Genomic DNA, 14707 nt, shown 5'->3' on the forward strand with positions numbered 1-14707 from the left:
TTTAAAAGAATAAATCTCTTTATTCTACTTTATTTTCTATTTCCCAGATCGTATGAAAAACACCTTGTTTTCCTATCAACTCATAAGTATGTGCTCCAAAATAATCCCGTTGTGCTTGAATAAGATTTGTTGGCATACTGGCACATCTAAAATTATCAAAGTAACTTAAAGAGGTTGAAAAAGCGGGTATAGCAATTCCTTGCAAAACAGCATCGGAAACAATAGTGCGAATTCCGGCAATATTTTTTGTTAGGTTATTGTGAATAGAATCATCTAAAAATAAATGTTCTAATTTAGCCTCTTTTTGATAAGCTGTAAAAATATCTTCTAGAAAAGCAGATCTTATGATACAACCTCCGCGCCATATTTTTGCAATTAAATCTAAATTTAAATCATATTTAAATTCTTCATTAGCTTTAAACAACAAATGCATTCCTTGCGCATAAGCAGAAACCATAGAAAAGTAGAAAGCTTGCTCTAACACATCAATATAGTCCTCCGCTTTAGCATCATACTGCAAGTTGTTATTTGGATACATCTTTGAAGCTTTAACTCTCAACTCTTTATAATGAGAAAGATCTCGCATAGAAACGGAAATATCTATGGTAGGAATGGGACAATTTAAATCCATTGCGGCTTGAGAAGTCCATTTTCCTGTTCCTTTGGCTTTAGCCTGATCGCTAATATCGTTTACCAAAGCATCAGTTTTTCCTTCTAGTTTATAGGCAAAAATATCACGTGTTATATCTAATAAATAGGACTGTAATCGGCCTTCATTCCATTTTTTGAATACATCATGAATTTCTACATCACTGTATTTCAATCCGTTTTTTAAAATTTCATAGGTCTCAGAAATCAATTGCATCAATGCATATTCAATTCCGTTATGAACCATTTTTACAAAATGTCCGGCAGAACGCTCGCCCATGTAAGAAACTGTAGCATCTCCATTTACATGAGCAGCAACTTTACTAAGAATTGGCGCTACTATTTCATAGGCTTTTTTATCACCGCCTGGCATCATACTCGGTCCTTTACGAGCTCCTTCTTCACCTCCAGAAACACCCATTCCGATGAAATGATACCCTTTATCCTTTAATGCTAAATTTCTACGCTCAGTGTCTGTAAAATGAGAGTTTCCACCATCAATTATAATATCGCCTAGGTCTAGAACTTGAAGCAACTCATCTATAACATCATCTACAATCTTTCCCGCAGGTACTAACATCATTACTATTCTTGGACTTTTTAAACTCCTTGCGAAAGCTTTTAAATCTGAAAAACCTTGAATTGTATCTCTTTTTAAATTATTTAGACTCTCAACTTTATCGGTGCTATTATCATAACCAGCACAATGGTATCCCTTGTCTGCAATGTTCTGCAATAGATTAGAACCCATTGTTCCAAGACCGATCATTCCAAATGCATTTTCGTTATCTAATTTCATATTAGTTTTATGATTGTATAAAATTTTCAAGAATCTTTTTAGTTGTTTCAAAATCTTGATGAAGAATCGTATTCATTCCAAGTTTTTTAGCTGCATTTACTAGCATTGGTCGGTCATCAAAATAAAGACATTCATTAGGGGCAACTTGAGCAATTTCCATGGCTCTAATAAAAATTCGTGGATCTGGTTTTCTCATTTTTAAGTAACAAGAGGAAAAAAATCCATCAAAAAGTTCCCTTAAATGAAAAGTTTCAATACGAAAATCATTTAGTTCCCTACTTTCATTACTCAGAGCAAATACGGGCAATACCGTGTGTTGTTTCCAAATTTTCAACCACTCTAAAAGCTGCGGCAACTCTTGTGATTGGGCATACATAAATACTATAAATTCATCTTTTAAGAAATCCCTATCAGTATGAAATAAAACCGTGTCTAAATACTCATCAAGCGAAATACTGCCAATTTCAAAAACATTATAGATAAAATTATGCAGAATTTCCATTTCTTGATAATCAAAATCAAAAACTTGTGCTGCTTTTTGGCGTGATTCATGTCCCCAACCATTAGTTAGTAATACGCCACCAATATCCATAAAGATCACTTTTATTTTCTTGGGATCAAAATCGTTCATAGATTTATTTAATTTTACGTTTTTGATTATCGATGCTTTTGATCAATTTTTCATAAGCTTGATTGAATTTTTCAATACCTTCCGCTTCTAGTTTTTCCGTAATAGTATCGATATTGATGCCTATATTTTTCAACTCTTCCATAATTGCGTCCGCTTCTTCAATATTTTGAATCAAAGTTTCCGCTGCCTTTCCGTGATCTCTAAAAGCATCAATAGTCTCCATAGGAAGCGTGTTTATAGTATCTTTTCCAATCAAATTTTCTACATATAAAACATCGCTAAAAGCAGGATCCTTCGTACTAGTACTTGCAAAAAGAATGCGTTGACTAGCTGCTCCTTTTGCTTGCAAAGCTTTAAATCGATCACTCGAAATCATATTAAGATATAGTTGATAAGCTTTTTTGGCAGAGGCAATTGCTACTTTTCCTATCCGTTTTTCTAATCCTTTTTCCTCTAGTAAAGGATCTACCATCACATCATTTCGACTCAAAAAGAAACTCGCAACCGAAGCAATTCCTTCAATCGAATTCCCTTCTTTAAGTCGGTCTTCTAATCCGCCCATAAAGGCTTCAGTAATTTCTATATAACGAGGAATACCAAAAAGCAACGTCACATTAATATTAATTCCTTCGCGCAAACATTCCCTTATTGCAGGCAATCCTTGTTTTGTTCCTGGAATTTTTATCATTACATTTTTACGATTAACTTTTTTCCAAAGTTCACGCGCTTGCGCAATCGTACCATCCGTATCCAAAGCCAAATAAGGCGATACTTCTAGACTTACATAACCATCTTTGCCTGCCGTTTTATCATAAACAGGTTTAAAAAGATCTGCTGCCCTTTGAATATCTGCAATTGCCATATCAAAGAATATAACCGAATTTTCATTTTCCCTTTTTGAAATTTCAGTAATATCTTCATCGTAATCCGAACTGCCACTAATAGCTTTTTCAAAAATAGAGGGATTTGAGGTAAGTCCTCGTAAATCGTCAGTGTCAATTAGGCTTTTTAGTTTGCCTGAGTTCATAATTTCACGATCAAGTAAATCCAGCCAGATGCTCTGATCAAGATTTCGTATTTCATTTAATGGATTCATTTTTTTATTTTTTAAATTATATTTTAAAAATAGAATTCAATATATAGTAGTTCTACTAGCTATTAGAAGCTATTTCCCGCTATCCGCTACAATCTTTAACTACCGTTGCAAAAGCAACTTTAGTGAAAGGATTTTCACTACTATCGGGGCTAAAAAAATAGGAATTCTTCAAGATGATTATGTATTGTGGTCCACCTATTTGGCTAATTATTTTTCTAGTTTTTCAATTTCATGCAGTCGCCTTAAGTGCCGTTCTGCGCCAATAAATTTTGCTTGCAAAAAAGCTAGAATCAATTCTTTTGCAATTTCATATCCAGTAACACGACCACCTAGACAAATCAAATTCATATCGTCATCTTCTACCCCTTGATGCGCTGAAAAATAATCTCCAATTAAGGCAGCTCTTACACCAGAAACTTTGTTCGTAGCAATACATGCACCAACTCCGCTTCCACAAATTGCAATACCTCTAAAAACGGCTCCATTGGCAACAGCTTTTGCAAGCGGAATAACATAATCGGGATAATCATCGGACGTATTTAATTGTTTCGCCCCAAAATCTTTCACTTCAAATTGTTGCTCGTTTAAAAAAGATACAATCTTTTGTTTGAGTTCAAATCCACCATGATCTGATGCTATTCCGATTTTATATTTTTGTGAAGTCATTTTTCTGGGCGCTTTTATTGTCTTTTATTTATTTGAGATCAACTAATTTTAAAAACAATCATCAAATCTCTATTTTGAAGTCATTAAAAATTTATTTTAGTTTTTTTTTTTAAATCATTACGTTTCATTTTTTTTAGGATTTTCTAAAGGCTGAGGATCCATCCGAAGGTTCTCACTTCTTTGTTCCTCATATTCCTGCGGAAAGTTATCATTGCCACTTTCCTTTTCTACTGGTTGATTTTTTTTATCTTTTTTGTCATTAGGATTACTTTCCATGTTCTGATGTTTAAATAATTATACCTTTTATTATTCATTATATTTAATAAATTATAATAGCAATGCTTTTGCTTGTTTTACTACATTTTCTATTGTAAAACCGTACTCTTTCATTACTTGTTCCCCAGGTGCACTTTCGCCAAATTTGTCAATACCAATTACTGCACCATCATCAGTTGTATATTTCATCCATCCAATAGAGGAACCTGCTTCTACTGCTAATCTTTTTCTAATTTCTTTTGGCAAAACTGTTTCGCGATAAGCAGCCTCTTGTTTATCAAACAGATTCCAACTTGGCATACTTACCACACGAGCTTGAATATTATTTTTCTCTAATTCTTTTTGTGCTGCTATGATCAATTGAACTTCAGATCCACTGGCAATTAAAATTATATCCGGCTTACCCTTACAATCTGACAGTATGTAGGCACCTTTCTCCAAATTTTTGGCACTCGCATATTTTTTCTGATCGATAATTGGAATGGCTTGACGGGTGAGCACAATTGCAACTGGTCCTTTTTTGTGTTCAATCGCCACACGCCATGCTTGCGCAGTTTCATTAGCGTCTGCAGGACGAATTACAGTCATATTCGGAACGGTTCGTAAACCTATCAATTGCTCAACAGGCTGATGCGTAGTTCCATCTTCTCCCAATGCAATACTGTCGTGGGTAAAAACTAGGATAGATCGAATTTTCATAATGGCTGCTAATCGAAGTGGAGGTCGCATATAATCAGAAAAAATTAAAAAGGTAGCGCCATACGGAATTAGATAATTACTAAGTGCCATTCCGTTGAGAATTGATCCCATAGCATGCTCACGGATTCCAAAATGGAAATTTCGACCATCGCGATGTTCTACTGAAAAGGATTTAAATGAATCAAGATTCGTATCAGTTGAAGGAGAAAGATCGGCAGATCCACCAATTAATTGAGGAAAAAATGCAGCGATAGCATTTAATGTTTTACCAGAAGCTTTTCGTGTAGCCAATTCTTTGCCAGCTTCAAAAACGGGAAGATTTTTCTCCCAACCCTCAGGCAATTTCCCAGAACTAATAGCTTCATATTCCTTAGCTAAATCGGGATGACGTTGTTTATATATTTTATATAATTCATTCCAATCGTCTTCATTCTTAGCTGATTTTTTCCCAGCTTTTCGATAAAATTCTAAAACGTCTTCTGGAATTACGAAATTTTTGTCGGGGTCAAAACCGAAGTTTTCTTTTACTAAACGAACTTCATCTTCCCCTAAAGGAGAGCCATGTGCGGCAGCCGTATTTTGTTTATTGGGACTTCCATAACCAATATAACTGCGGATTTTTATTAATGAAGGGCGATTATTTTCGTTTTGGGCATTTTTAATTGCCTCGGAAACAGCTTTTAAATCATTAATGTCTGGGAGGTTTTGAACATGCCAACCATAGGCTTCAAATCTTTTGGAGACATCCTCATCAAAAGCCAAATCAGTATTTCCTTCTATTGTAATGTGATTGCTATCATAGAAATAAATTACATTTCCCAATCCGAGATGCCCTGCTATAGAAGCTGCTTCTGCAGTAACACCCTCCATTAAATCGCCATCGCTACAAATCGCATAAATTTTGTAATCAAAAATGTTAAAGTCTGGTTGATTGTATCGAGCTGCCATATATTTTTCGGCAATCGCCATTCCAATACCATTTGCAAAACCCTGACCTAATGGTCCAGTTGTCACTTCTATTCCTGGAGTCAAACCATATTCTGGATGACCAGCGGTTATACTGTGAAGCTGTCTGAAATTTTTAATATCATTCAACGTTATTTCATATCCTGTTAGATGCAAATAACTGTATTGCAACATACAAGCATGTCCGCATGAAAGCACAAAACGATCTCTATTGACCCAATTCGGATTTTTAGGATTGTATCGCATCACTTCAGACCATAAAATATGACCTAATGGAGAAAGCGCCATTGGAGTTCCTGGATGACCTGAATTTGCTTTTTGTACCGCATCTGCTGCTAAAACTCTTACTGTGTCAATACATTTCTGATTTAAATTATCTGATTCCATATTTTATAATTCTTCTAACTTTTATAATTGAACTATTCTTGGAGCAATTACCCATACTAATTACTTTTTTCCATTTCCGGTTTATAAGTTCCAAGATGTGCTGCGGATGCAATTTTGGCACGGCGATAGAGTAATTTTTGAGCTTCGGCTACATTATCTTCATTCCCTTTCCAAGCTTCTAATGCTGGTTGTTGAATGGCTCTTGCAAAAGAAAAAGAGATTTTCCAAGGAAGATGATTCTTAAAATTTTTATTAATTGCATTGAGATGAGCGGCGGCTTTTTCAGGAGATTGACCACCAGATAAATATGCAATGGCTGGAACCGAAGCTGGAACTGCAGAAAGAAAACATTTTACTGTTGCTTGAGCGACTTCATCTACTGTGTTTTGATTTTTGTTCTCTGTTCCAGCTACGATCATATTGGGCTTTAAAATAATACCTTCTAAGTTGACTTTAAAGAGATAAAGATGATAAAAAAGTGATTTTAAAACCTTTTCTGTAACCTCATAACATTCTTGAATAGAATGATTCCCATCCATCAAAACCTCTGGTTCTACAATAGGTACAATTCCTTGTTGCTGGCATATTGCAGCATAGCGTGCTAAATCTTGCACATTAGCATAGATACAAGCATCTGTTGGAATTCCGTCACCTATTGTTATTACGGCGCGCCATTTTGCAAAACGAATACCCATTCCTTTATAGGATATTAAACGTTGTTGTAAACCGTCTAACCCTTCGGTAATTTTTTCATTTTTAAATCCTGCTAAAAGTTTTGTTCCTTGATCTACTTTTACTCCAGCTATAATGCCTGATTTTAATAGTGCCGTTGCCATCGGTTCACCATCATCCGTTTGTTGCTGCAGGGTTTCTTCATACAAAATAGCACCACCAATACTGTCGCTTAGTCCTTCAGTTTTAATAATAAGCTGGCGGTATTTACGTCGCATTTCTGGTGTTTGTGGAATTCCGTTTGCCTCAAAACGTTTGTCGCAGGTTGGTGTACTTTCGTCCATGGCAAGAATACCTTTGCCATTACTAAAAAGTTCTTCAATTGTATCTTTTAAGAGTTGTATTTCCATATGTTCTCTATTTTAAAAAAGTAATTCGAAAAATGAAATTAGTATTTTGTAAATAATTGATAAGTAAACTAATTGTTGTTTCGAAATAAAAATTCACTTTGTTGATGAACGCGTGTTGATGACACATAAAAAAATAGTGTCGAGATACTTCCTGATTGAGAAAGTAGCAAAAGTGTATTTAAAGTAGGAACTTCAAATTATTTTTTAAAACAAAGCTTTCATTTTTTCCATTTTTGTTTTTAGATTTAAATATAAATCGTAAAAACAAAATCCCAAATATTAGGTTGTAGTAAGGTACTCATATTCAATGAGGTAAAATTATAAAAATATCATAAAATTGTGTTTTTATGATAAAGAACAAATCTAGAACCTAAAATAGAAACTGAAAAATTAATATATTGGATGAACTATTTACTGTAAAAAAAAGAGGATTTATAAAGTTGCAATCACTTAAAATTTAAATTTATCTATAGTTTATTTGTGATTTTCTGATTTAAAGATACTACTTCAAGCTAATGAGATTTTTGACATTCTGTAGGTTTACACCATACTCAATTTCTATCTGAACTTTAGAACCACATTTTTCAATTATATTACAAACTGCTTCTATTTTATTATAAGTATATTTTCTGAGATTCAAAACCGCGATCTAATAACATGACAAGCCCTTGTTCAATTCTAACAATAATAACTTCGGGCTAATGTAAAATTAATCGCTCTTATTATTAAGAAAATAAGATTAAATTTTGAACTAAAAAACAAGCTTTTTTTTATGTAGATTTCATTCTTTAATTTAAGAAGCAAATACAATAATGCTAAAAAATTGAGTTTATTAAAGTATATATAAAGAGGTTGCATTAGTGCTAAAATTGTATTTGTTTTGACACAAATTAGTAGCCTGCGATCTGCCTAAAGTTGTTTATGTTCCCTTTTTGAAAAAATTGAATTAATAAAATGAGACCTATTTTACGACTTTATCACCTTTCCAGTAAAAACAAAGACTGTAAAAAAGCAAAAAAATCTATAGCAAAATATTAGGATTCTAAATTGACTAAGAGATTTATAGACAGAATGAAAATCTTATAAATTTAATTTATCGCTGAACCGAATTTATTTAATTGAACTTTTTTAATTTCCAATTATATACGAACCACAAACAAGATCAAAAGCAGCGGTTTTGTTATTAATAGCTTTTGAAGTTTTAATATTGAAAATTGTATTCATATTTTAATTAATGCTCTTATAAAACACAATATATCAATATGGTAGAATTCAATAAAATAAAAAAATTACAAAATTTAGTGCTATAAAATTCTAACAATCACAAATTAATCTCTAACAAGAAAAAAAATGAAAAACAGAACGATTCTAATTTTAATACTATTTATCACCATAATGACAAACGCACAAGAAAAATTAATTCAAGAACCAATACTTACTGGAGAAATGGCATTTAAAATAGTGCAAAAATCTATAACACAAGCAGAAAAAGACGGCCTGTATGTTACGATAACCGTCGTTGATAAATCAGGACAAACTTTAGCCGTTTCAAGACATCAGAATGCTGGAGTGCATACCATACGTGCTAGTTATAAGAAAGCATATACCGCTTGCTCTCAAAAAAGAGAAACGGCTATAATTGCGAAAGGAATAAAAGACGGAACTATTCCAGAAGATATTCGTTTTCTAGATGAAAATATATTAATTATGGATGGCGGAATTCCTATTTATATTAATGGTAAAGTGGTAGGTGGTATAGGTGTAGGCGGAGCTCATGGTAGCGAAGATGTACGTATTGCAAAAGCAGGTCTGTTATAGCCTTAGAAAAAAAATTTAGAGTTTTAAACTTAGTCACTACTTAAGGAAATATTTGCATAATTTGTTACTTTAGTTTTTTCCTACAATAGTAAAATAATTTAAATTAAATATTTTGTTTAATATTTTGTTAAAAAGATGAAACAAAATAATTAAAACACTATATTTGAGCATCTTAATTTATTATAATTTAAATATAACAACTATGAAATTAGTAAAAACAATTAGTGCATTATTATTAGTAGGAGTAGTAACTACTTCATGTGGCGAGAAAAAAACAGCAGATTCGACTGAAATGGCAGATACTACTGCAGTAGCAATGGATACAACTGTGGTAGCAGAAGTACCTACTATTGTGGGAGTGGCATCAGAAAACCCAGATTTCTCTACACTTGTAACAGCTGTAAAAGCAGCAGGTTTAGCCGAAACATTAAGCGGACAAGGTCCTTTTACTGTATTTGCACCCAATAATGCTGCATTTGCAAAACTTCCTGCTGGGACTGTAGATGGTTTATTAAAACCCGAAAATTTAGAAAAATTAAAATCAATCTTGACGTACCATGTAGTTGCAGGAAAATTTGATGCAGCAACTGTGACTGATGCGATTAACAAAAACAAAGGGAAATACACTGTGACCACAGTTCAAGGTGACAAAATTGTTTTAAGTTTAAAAGATGGAAAAGTAATGTTGGAAGACACAAATGGAGGAATGGCAACAGTTATTTTAGCGGATGTAGCTGCTTCAAACGGAGTAATACACGCAATTGATACGGTGATTATGCCAAAATAAATTTATTTATTTTTATACAAAAAAACCGTTATACATTAATGTATAACGGTTTTTTTATTGCAATTTTAATTCGCTTTTGCTAAAAATTAAATCAAGAATTTAATGATTAAAATCTTTGTAATATCTCTTCGTATAAATTTTTAGGATACTGCTTCCTCTTCTTCTACAAACTCCATGTGATCTTCAATTTCTGCTACCACTTCTGGTTTTGAAGCTTTCAGCGCATTGAATTTTTCTAATTGCTCTAACTCCCCTTCTTCACCTGAAAAATAAGGAAAAACATCCATAATTGGTGATTCGGAGATTGCTGGAATGCTATAATCGCCCATTGTCCCTTTCATAATACCTGTGGTATTATCAAAAGCTTCTTTTACGTCATTTGCTTGTACTAGCAAATACATATTTGTCTTGCGTTCTTTTCCGCTTTCTTCATCATATGCTAATAAAGACACTTTAGATTTAAACCATCGGTCTGCATTTTCAAAAGGGTGTATTTCTGCATAATTAGCCATTTTGATATTCGTGATTTTAAACTCTTCACTAATATAAGCAGACATTTCTTCTGTAATTCTACTTTCAGCTTCAGTATAAGATAAAGCATCTACAAGATAGGGTTCCGTTGTAATTTTTTGGTTTCCCGTTTCGTCTGTTTTTCTATATTTTACTTTGCATTCATACCAAATTGTGCTCATCTCTATTTATTTTTAAGGATGTCAAAGATAGATTTTAATGCTGCAAAAAAGTAATTATCTAAAAATAGATATTCACAATTTTAAAAAAATAATTCTAAAATAACTATTTCTAAATCTAAATATAAAGTAAAAAAATAGCCTTTTCGTGACAAAAGGCTATTTTTTTATTTTAATTAATTGTGAATGGACTTAGTCAATAAGCGTAACTAAATCTTCTTTGCTTTTTCTAACTTTTTCTAAATTAACCAACCAATCATTTTCAACATCTCTGTAACCAATAGGGAGAATCACACAACTTCTAAGTCCTTTTGCTCTTAATCCCAAAATCTCATCTAAGGCATTCTCATCAAAACCTTCTATAGGTGTACTATCTACTTCCTCAAAAGCTGCTGCTGCAATTGATTGCGAAAAAGCAATATAAGCTTGTCTTGCTGCATGCTGAAAATTTAATTCTGGATCTCTTTGAGGATATAGTCCTAGAAGCATTTGGCGGTAATTTTCAAAACCTTCGTTTTTGAAACCACGAATTTCATTTGTTAGATCAAAAACCTTATTTATGCGGTCTTCAGTATAATTATCCCAAGCAGCAAAAACTAATAAATGAGAACAATCGGTAATTACTGGCTGATTCCATCCGATAACTCTTATTTTTTCTTTAACTTCTTGATTAGTAATCACCATAATTTCAAAAGGTTGTAAACCACTTGAAGTTGGTGCTAATGAAGCTGCTTCAATGATGTTGTCAATTTTTTCTTGAGACACTTTTTGACCATTCATTGCTTTAGTAGCATAACGCCATTTTAATTTATCTATTAATTCCATTTTTATTTATTTATTCTTGTTTATTTATAATGTGGTAAAATTTTAAAGTTTGATGCTATCCCAAGCCGCTTGAAAAGCATCTTTTAATACAGTATCACCTAGTTGACAAAGCTTTCTATTTTCCATATTCATCAAAAAAGCTAACGGATAAATGGTAAAAGCATACAATAAATAAGGAGAGCTATCTTTTATAATTCTATCTTCTTTTGCCTTGGTCCACAAATCAAAAAGTGGGGTAATAAATTTCAATCCTTCTTGTCTGGTTTCTTCATCAATCATTGGTGTGTTATCACATTGAGATAAAAATGAAGCTTCTTCTTTATGATTTAATTTAAAATCTGCCATATTAAACCATATTTTTTCAAAACGTTCTTTTACACTTTTTTCAGGATCATATTCTTTGAATGCAGCTTCGGCAAAAGAAGCTTTTACGTCTAAATATAACTGATTAACCATATCTTGTTTGCTCTCAAAATATAGGTAAATAGTTGCTGGAGAAACATTGGCAAGTTTGGCAACTTTAGACATAGAGGCACCTTGAATACCACCATTATTAACTAAATTTAGTGTAGCTTTCAAAAGTGCCGTTCGTTTTTCAATACTTTTTTGGAGTAATGCCATATTAATTTTTATTAAAATAGATATTTTTCAATTTCCAAGCTATGCCAATAAACACAAGCTGAATAGGCAAACGAATTAAAGCTGCTTGATGACTTCCAATTGCTGGTGTATCTGAGAAAATATCCCAAATATGAATGGGTAAAAAAACAAGCATCAATACCAATAATGAAAAAGCTCCAACTCCTCTGTATTTTTTAATTAAAAGAAGTAATCCTATACCAATTTCTACAACACCAGAAACATAAATTATTACTGTTTTAAAACCAAGAAAACTTGGAACAAAAGGAATATAAAATTCAGGTTTTATAAAATGATTTATACCTCCATAAATGATAAAAATAGCCATGATAATTACAACTACACTCCATATTTTTTTTGCAACATTTTCCATTAATCTATTTATTTAAGAGTACAAAAGTAAAATAAAAAAAGAATGAACGTTCATAAATTTATATTTTAATTTATTTTCAATAAGATTATTATTTGAATAAAATCAATAAATGAATAATTCTAAAACGATTTTAGGCCTCAAATTTTATTTTTTTTATTCGTTAAAAAACTCATAAACAACAAAATAAAACCTACACTTTCTATCGAACTAATAAAAAATGAATTACGTAAAGCATTAATTCACAAATTAATACAGGGAAATATAAATACATTGGTACGATATTAGTATTGTTAAAAATATGTTAAAATTAAATTAAACGAACGTTTAATTTAAACAGTTGTTTAATTTTGCTCTCCTAAAAAAATCAGTACTTGGAAACTAATTTTAACGATAAACAAATCAAGATACTCGAAGTAGCAGAAGTGCTTTTTTCGGAAAAAGGTTTTGATGGTACTTCGATACGAGATATATCTAAGGAGGCGAAAATAAATATCGCTATGATTTCATACTATTTTGGATCTAAAGAAAGGCTACTGGAAGATTTGATTATTTATAGAACATCCGACTTAAAATTGCAATTAGATCACTTGATACTAGAAAATCTAGAGCCCATTGAAAAAGTAAATAAGCTAATTGAACTTTACATTAATCGTGTCAATTGCAATAGAGGAATTTACAGAATTTTACATTTCGAATTTACTTCAAAAAAGAGAAATTTAAATCACGAGGCTTTCTCTGAACTCAAAAAGGGAAATCTCAAGTCCTTAGAAGCCATTATAATAGAAGGACAAACCAAAGGTGTTTTTAAAAAGGATATTGTCATTCCGCTGATCACTCCCACTATTTTAGGTACATTTTTTCATTTTCAGATGAATAAGCCCTTTTTTGAAAACTTATTAAACTTGAATACGGAAGCTTTATATAATAATTACATCAAAACAATTCTCACAAAACACATTCAACAAACAATAAAAGCACTACTGGTATATGAAAGTTAGTCAAATAATGTTCTTAGGAATCTTCTTCATCGGAATTAATTCTATTGAAGCACAAGAGAGAACGAGTTTTTCCCTTGAGGAAGCCATTCATATGGCTTGGACCAAAAGTAATGAGGTCTCTTTGGCAAACACGAAAGTGAATACCAAAAAATATGAATTACAGTCTGTAAAAAACAATCAGTATCCTGATTTTAAGGTTTCTGGACAGTACCAACGATTAGCAAAAGCTTCTGTCGATTTAAAAATCAATAAAAACAGTGGTTCTACTAATTCTGTTCCAGTTGTAAACCAATTGATGATTGCTCAGGCAAATGCCAACTTACCAATTTTTGCAGGATTCAAAATTCAAAACAGTATAAAGGTTTACGATAATCTCTATCAAGCAGAAACAGCCAATTCTTTGCAAACTAAAGAAGACGTTGCCATGAGTGTTGTAAATTATTATGCCAGCTTGTATAAAGCACAAAAAACGGTTGAACTTCTAAAGGAAAACCAAAAGAAAGCACAACAACGTGTAACTGATTTTTTAGAATTAGAGAAAAACGGGATCATTCCTAGAAATGATTTATTAAAATCACAATTACAGGTTTCTAAAGTGCAACTTTCCTTAGATGAAGCCAACAATAACTTGAACATTGTCAATTTTTCTTTAACAACATTATTAAAATTACCTGCTGATACTAAATTAGAAGTAAAAGAAAGTGATTTTGTTGATTTTAGGATGGATAATATTCCAACAAATGAAGAACCTGCTTTGCAAAATCGTAAGGACTTAGAAGCAATACATTTTCAGGAAAAAGCAAGTGAAGCAAATATAAAAGTTGCCAGAAGTGCTTACTACCCTTCTCTATCCCTTATTGCTGGATATACGATATTAGATGTTAAGAATGTAGTTACAGTTCAAAACGCAATGAATTTTGGTGTTGGAGTTTCTTATGATTTGAGTTCGATTCTAAAAAATGGAACAATGGTAAAACTAGCGGAAAGTAAAGCATCTGAAGTACAAAATTCAGAAGACATGCTTACTGATTATATTAAAATACAAGTTCAAAAATCAATAGAAGATTATCAATTAGCCCTTAAACAAAGCAATGTTTATGGGGAAGCAGTAGAGCAATCAACAGAGAACTATAGAATTATAAAAGATAAATACGACAACGGATTATCAGACACTAATGATTTGCTAGAGGCAGATGTAGAGCAATTAAACGCTAACATTAATAAAGCCTTAGCCAAAGCTAATGTCGTTCAAAAATATTATGAGTTACTTTCAGTAACAGGACAATTATCAAAAACTTTCAACCTTTCAAAAATATAATAATTAATCA

15 protein-coding genes are annotated in these 14707 nt (G+C 32.1%); 4 read left to right on the plus strand and 11 right to left on the minus strand.

From position 1 onward, the window contains the following. Positions 1–19: 19 nt before the first annotated feature. The 7 genes from gndA to H2650_RS14225 all read right to left on the minus strand — a co-directional run bounded on the left by gndA (position 20) and on the right by H2650_RS14225 (position 7250). Positions 20–1447, minus strand: coding sequence for an NADP-dependent phosphogluconate dehydrogenase (gene gndA, locus H2650_RS14195; RefSeq protein WP_188051483.1), 1428 nt, complete (start codon positions 1445–1447; stop codon positions 20–22). A 7-nt stretch (positions 1448–1454) separates the two neighbouring features. Beyond that, a complete protein-coding gene (locus tag H2650_RS14200; protein ID WP_188051484.1) occupies positions 1455–2078 on the minus strand; it encodes an HAD family hydrolase in 624 nt (207 codons plus the stop codon). A gap of 4 nt (positions 2079–2082) precedes the next feature. Continuing rightward, positions 2083–3174 (minus strand): transaldolase, encoded by a 1092-nt coding sequence (gene tal, locus H2650_RS14205; RefSeq protein WP_188051485.1) that lies wholly within the window; start codon positions 3172–3174, stop codon positions 2083–2085. Positions 3175–3381: 207 nt separating this feature from the next. After that, the gene (locus H2650_RS14210) at positions 3382–3840 is read right to left on the minus strand and encodes an RpiB/LacA/LacB family sugar-phosphate isomerase (protein ID WP_188051486.1); all 459 of its coding nucleotides are present in this window, start codon (positions 3838–3840) and stop codon (positions 3382–3384) included. A gap of 117 nt (positions 3841–3957) precedes the next feature. After that, entirely contained in the window at positions 3958–4116 is a 159-nt protein-coding gene (locus tag H2650_RS14215) for a hypothetical protein (RefSeq protein WP_188051487.1), read from the minus strand. A 51-nt stretch (positions 4117–4167) separates the two neighbouring features. Beyond that, the gene (tkt, locus tag H2650_RS14220; protein WP_188051488.1) at positions 4168–6168 is read right to left on the minus strand and encodes a transketolase; all 2001 of its coding nucleotides are present in this window, start codon (positions 6166–6168) and stop codon (positions 4168–4170) included. Positions 6169–6224: 56 nt separating this feature from the next. Further along, positions 6225–7250 carry a class I fructose-bisphosphate aldolase gene (locus tag H2650_RS14225; protein WP_188051489.1) on the minus strand — a complete coding sequence of 342 codons (1026 nt, stop codon included), beginning with the start codon at positions 7248–7250 and terminating at the stop codon, positions 6225–6227. 1350 nt (positions 7251–8600) lie between these two features. Between H2650_RS14225 and H2650_RS14230 the strand changes: the two genes are divergently transcribed. Both H2650_RS14230 and H2650_RS14235 read left to right on the plus strand, forming a co-directional pair. Then, positions 8601–9068 carry a heme-binding protein gene (locus H2650_RS14230; protein ID WP_188051490.1) on the plus strand — a complete coding sequence of 156 codons (468 nt, stop codon included), beginning with the start codon at positions 8601–8603 and terminating at the stop codon, positions 9066–9068. Positions 9069–9270: 202 nt separating this feature from the next. After that, positions 9271–9855, plus strand: coding sequence for a fasciclin domain-containing protein (locus tag H2650_RS14235; RefSeq protein ID WP_188051491.1), 585 nt, complete (start codon positions 9271–9273; stop codon positions 9853–9855). 140 nt (positions 9856–9995) lie between these two features. Here H2650_RS14235 and H2650_RS14240 read toward each other — a convergent pair whose 3' ends face one another. From H2650_RS14240 to H2650_RS14255, 4 genes are all read right to left on the minus strand, one after another. Continuing rightward, entirely contained in the window at positions 9996–10547 is a 552-nt protein-coding gene (locus tag H2650_RS14240) for a DUF4494 domain-containing protein (RefSeq protein ID WP_188051492.1), read from the minus strand. Positions 10548–10736: 189 nt separating this feature from the next. After that, positions 10737–11369: an NAD(P)H-dependent oxidoreductase gene (locus H2650_RS14245; protein WP_188051493.1), complete on the minus strand. Its 633-nt coding sequence runs from the start codon at positions 11367–11369 to the stop codon at positions 10737–10739. Between the two features lie 42 nt (positions 11370–11411). Then, positions 11412–11990: a TetR/AcrR family transcriptional regulator gene (locus tag H2650_RS14250; protein WP_188051494.1), complete on the minus strand. Its 579-nt coding sequence runs from the start codon at positions 11988–11990 to the stop codon at positions 11412–11414. 1 nt (position 11991) lies between these two features. After that, the gene (locus H2650_RS14255; protein WP_188051495.1) at positions 11992–12381 is read right to left on the minus strand and encodes a hypothetical protein; all 390 of its coding nucleotides are present in this window, start codon (positions 12379–12381) and stop codon (positions 11992–11994) included. A gap of 371 nt (positions 12382–12752) precedes the next feature. Between H2650_RS14255 and H2650_RS14260 the strand changes: the two genes are divergently transcribed. Then, complete coding sequence (locus H2650_RS14260) at positions 12753–13379, plus strand: TetR/AcrR family transcriptional regulator (protein WP_188051496.1); 627 nt, start codon at positions 12753–12755, stop codon at positions 13377–13379. After that, on the plus strand, positions 13369–14697 hold the full coding sequence (locus H2650_RS14265) for a TolC family protein (protein ID WP_188051497.1): 1329 nt from the start codon (positions 13369–13371) through the stop codon (positions 14695–14697). The genes H2650_RS14260 and H2650_RS14265 overlap by 11 nt, the downstream gene beginning before the upstream one ends. The last annotated feature ends 10 nt before the right edge of the window (positions 14698–14707 follow it).

The sequence above is a fragment of the Flavobacterium sp. GP15 genome, assembly GCF_014281985.1.
Classification (GTDB): domain Bacteria; phylum Bacteroidota; class Bacteroidia; order Flavobacteriales; family Flavobacteriaceae; genus Flavobacterium; species Flavobacterium pygoscelis.

What these genes read in the sequence shown, in the direction of transcription:
- gndA (WP_188051483.1), bottom strand. Translation starts at nt 1,447, where the DNA reads ATGAAATTAGATAACGAAAATGCATTTGGAATGATCGGTCTTGGAACA.
- H2650_RS14200 (WP_188051484.1), bottom strand. Translation starts at nt 2,078, where the DNA reads ATGAACGATTTTGATCCCAAGAAAATAAAAGTGATCTTTATGGATATT.
- tal (WP_188051485.1), bottom strand. Translation starts at nt 3,174, where the DNA reads ATGAATCCATTAAATGAAATACGAAATCTTGATCAGAGCATCTGGCTG.
- H2650_RS14210 (WP_188051486.1), bottom strand. Translation starts at nt 3,840, where the DNA reads ATGACTTCACAAAAATATAAAATCGGAATAGCATCAGATCATGGTGGA.
- H2650_RS14215 (WP_188051487.1), bottom strand. Translation starts at nt 4,116, where the DNA reads ATGGAAAGTAATCCTAATGACAAAAAAGATAAAAAAAATCAACCAGTA.
- tkt (WP_188051488.1), bottom strand. Translation starts at nt 6,168, where the DNA reads ATGGAATCAGATAATTTAAATCAGAAATGTATTGACACAGTAAGAGTT.
- H2650_RS14225 (WP_188051489.1), bottom strand. Translation starts at nt 7,250, where the DNA reads ATGGAAATACAACTCTTAAAAGATACAATTGAAGAACTTTTTAGTAAT.
- H2650_RS14230 (WP_188051490.1), top strand. Translation starts at nt 8,601, where the DNA reads ATGAAAAACAGAACGATTCTAATTTTAATACTATTTATCACCATAATG.
- H2650_RS14235 (WP_188051491.1), top strand. Translation starts at nt 9,271, where the DNA reads ATGAAATTAGTAAAAACAATTAGTGCATTATTATTAGTAGGAGTAGTA.
- H2650_RS14240 (WP_188051492.1), bottom strand. Translation starts at nt 10,547, where the DNA reads ATGAGCACAATTTGGTATGAATGCAAAGTAAAATATAGAAAAACAGAC.
- H2650_RS14245 (WP_188051493.1), bottom strand. Translation starts at nt 11,369, where the DNA reads ATGGAATTAATAGATAAATTAAAATGGCGTTATGCTACTAAAGCAATG.
- H2650_RS14250 (WP_188051494.1), bottom strand. Translation starts at nt 11,990, where the DNA reads ATGGCATTACTCCAAAAAAGTATTGAAAAACGAACGGCACTTTTGAAA.
- H2650_RS14255 (WP_188051495.1), bottom strand. Translation starts at nt 12,381, where the DNA reads ATGGAAAATGTTGCAAAAAAAATATGGAGTGTAGTTGTAATTATCATG.
- H2650_RS14265 (WP_188051497.1), top strand. Translation starts at nt 13,369, where the DNA reads ATGAAAGTTAGTCAAATAATGTTCTTAGGAATCTTCTTCATCGGAATT.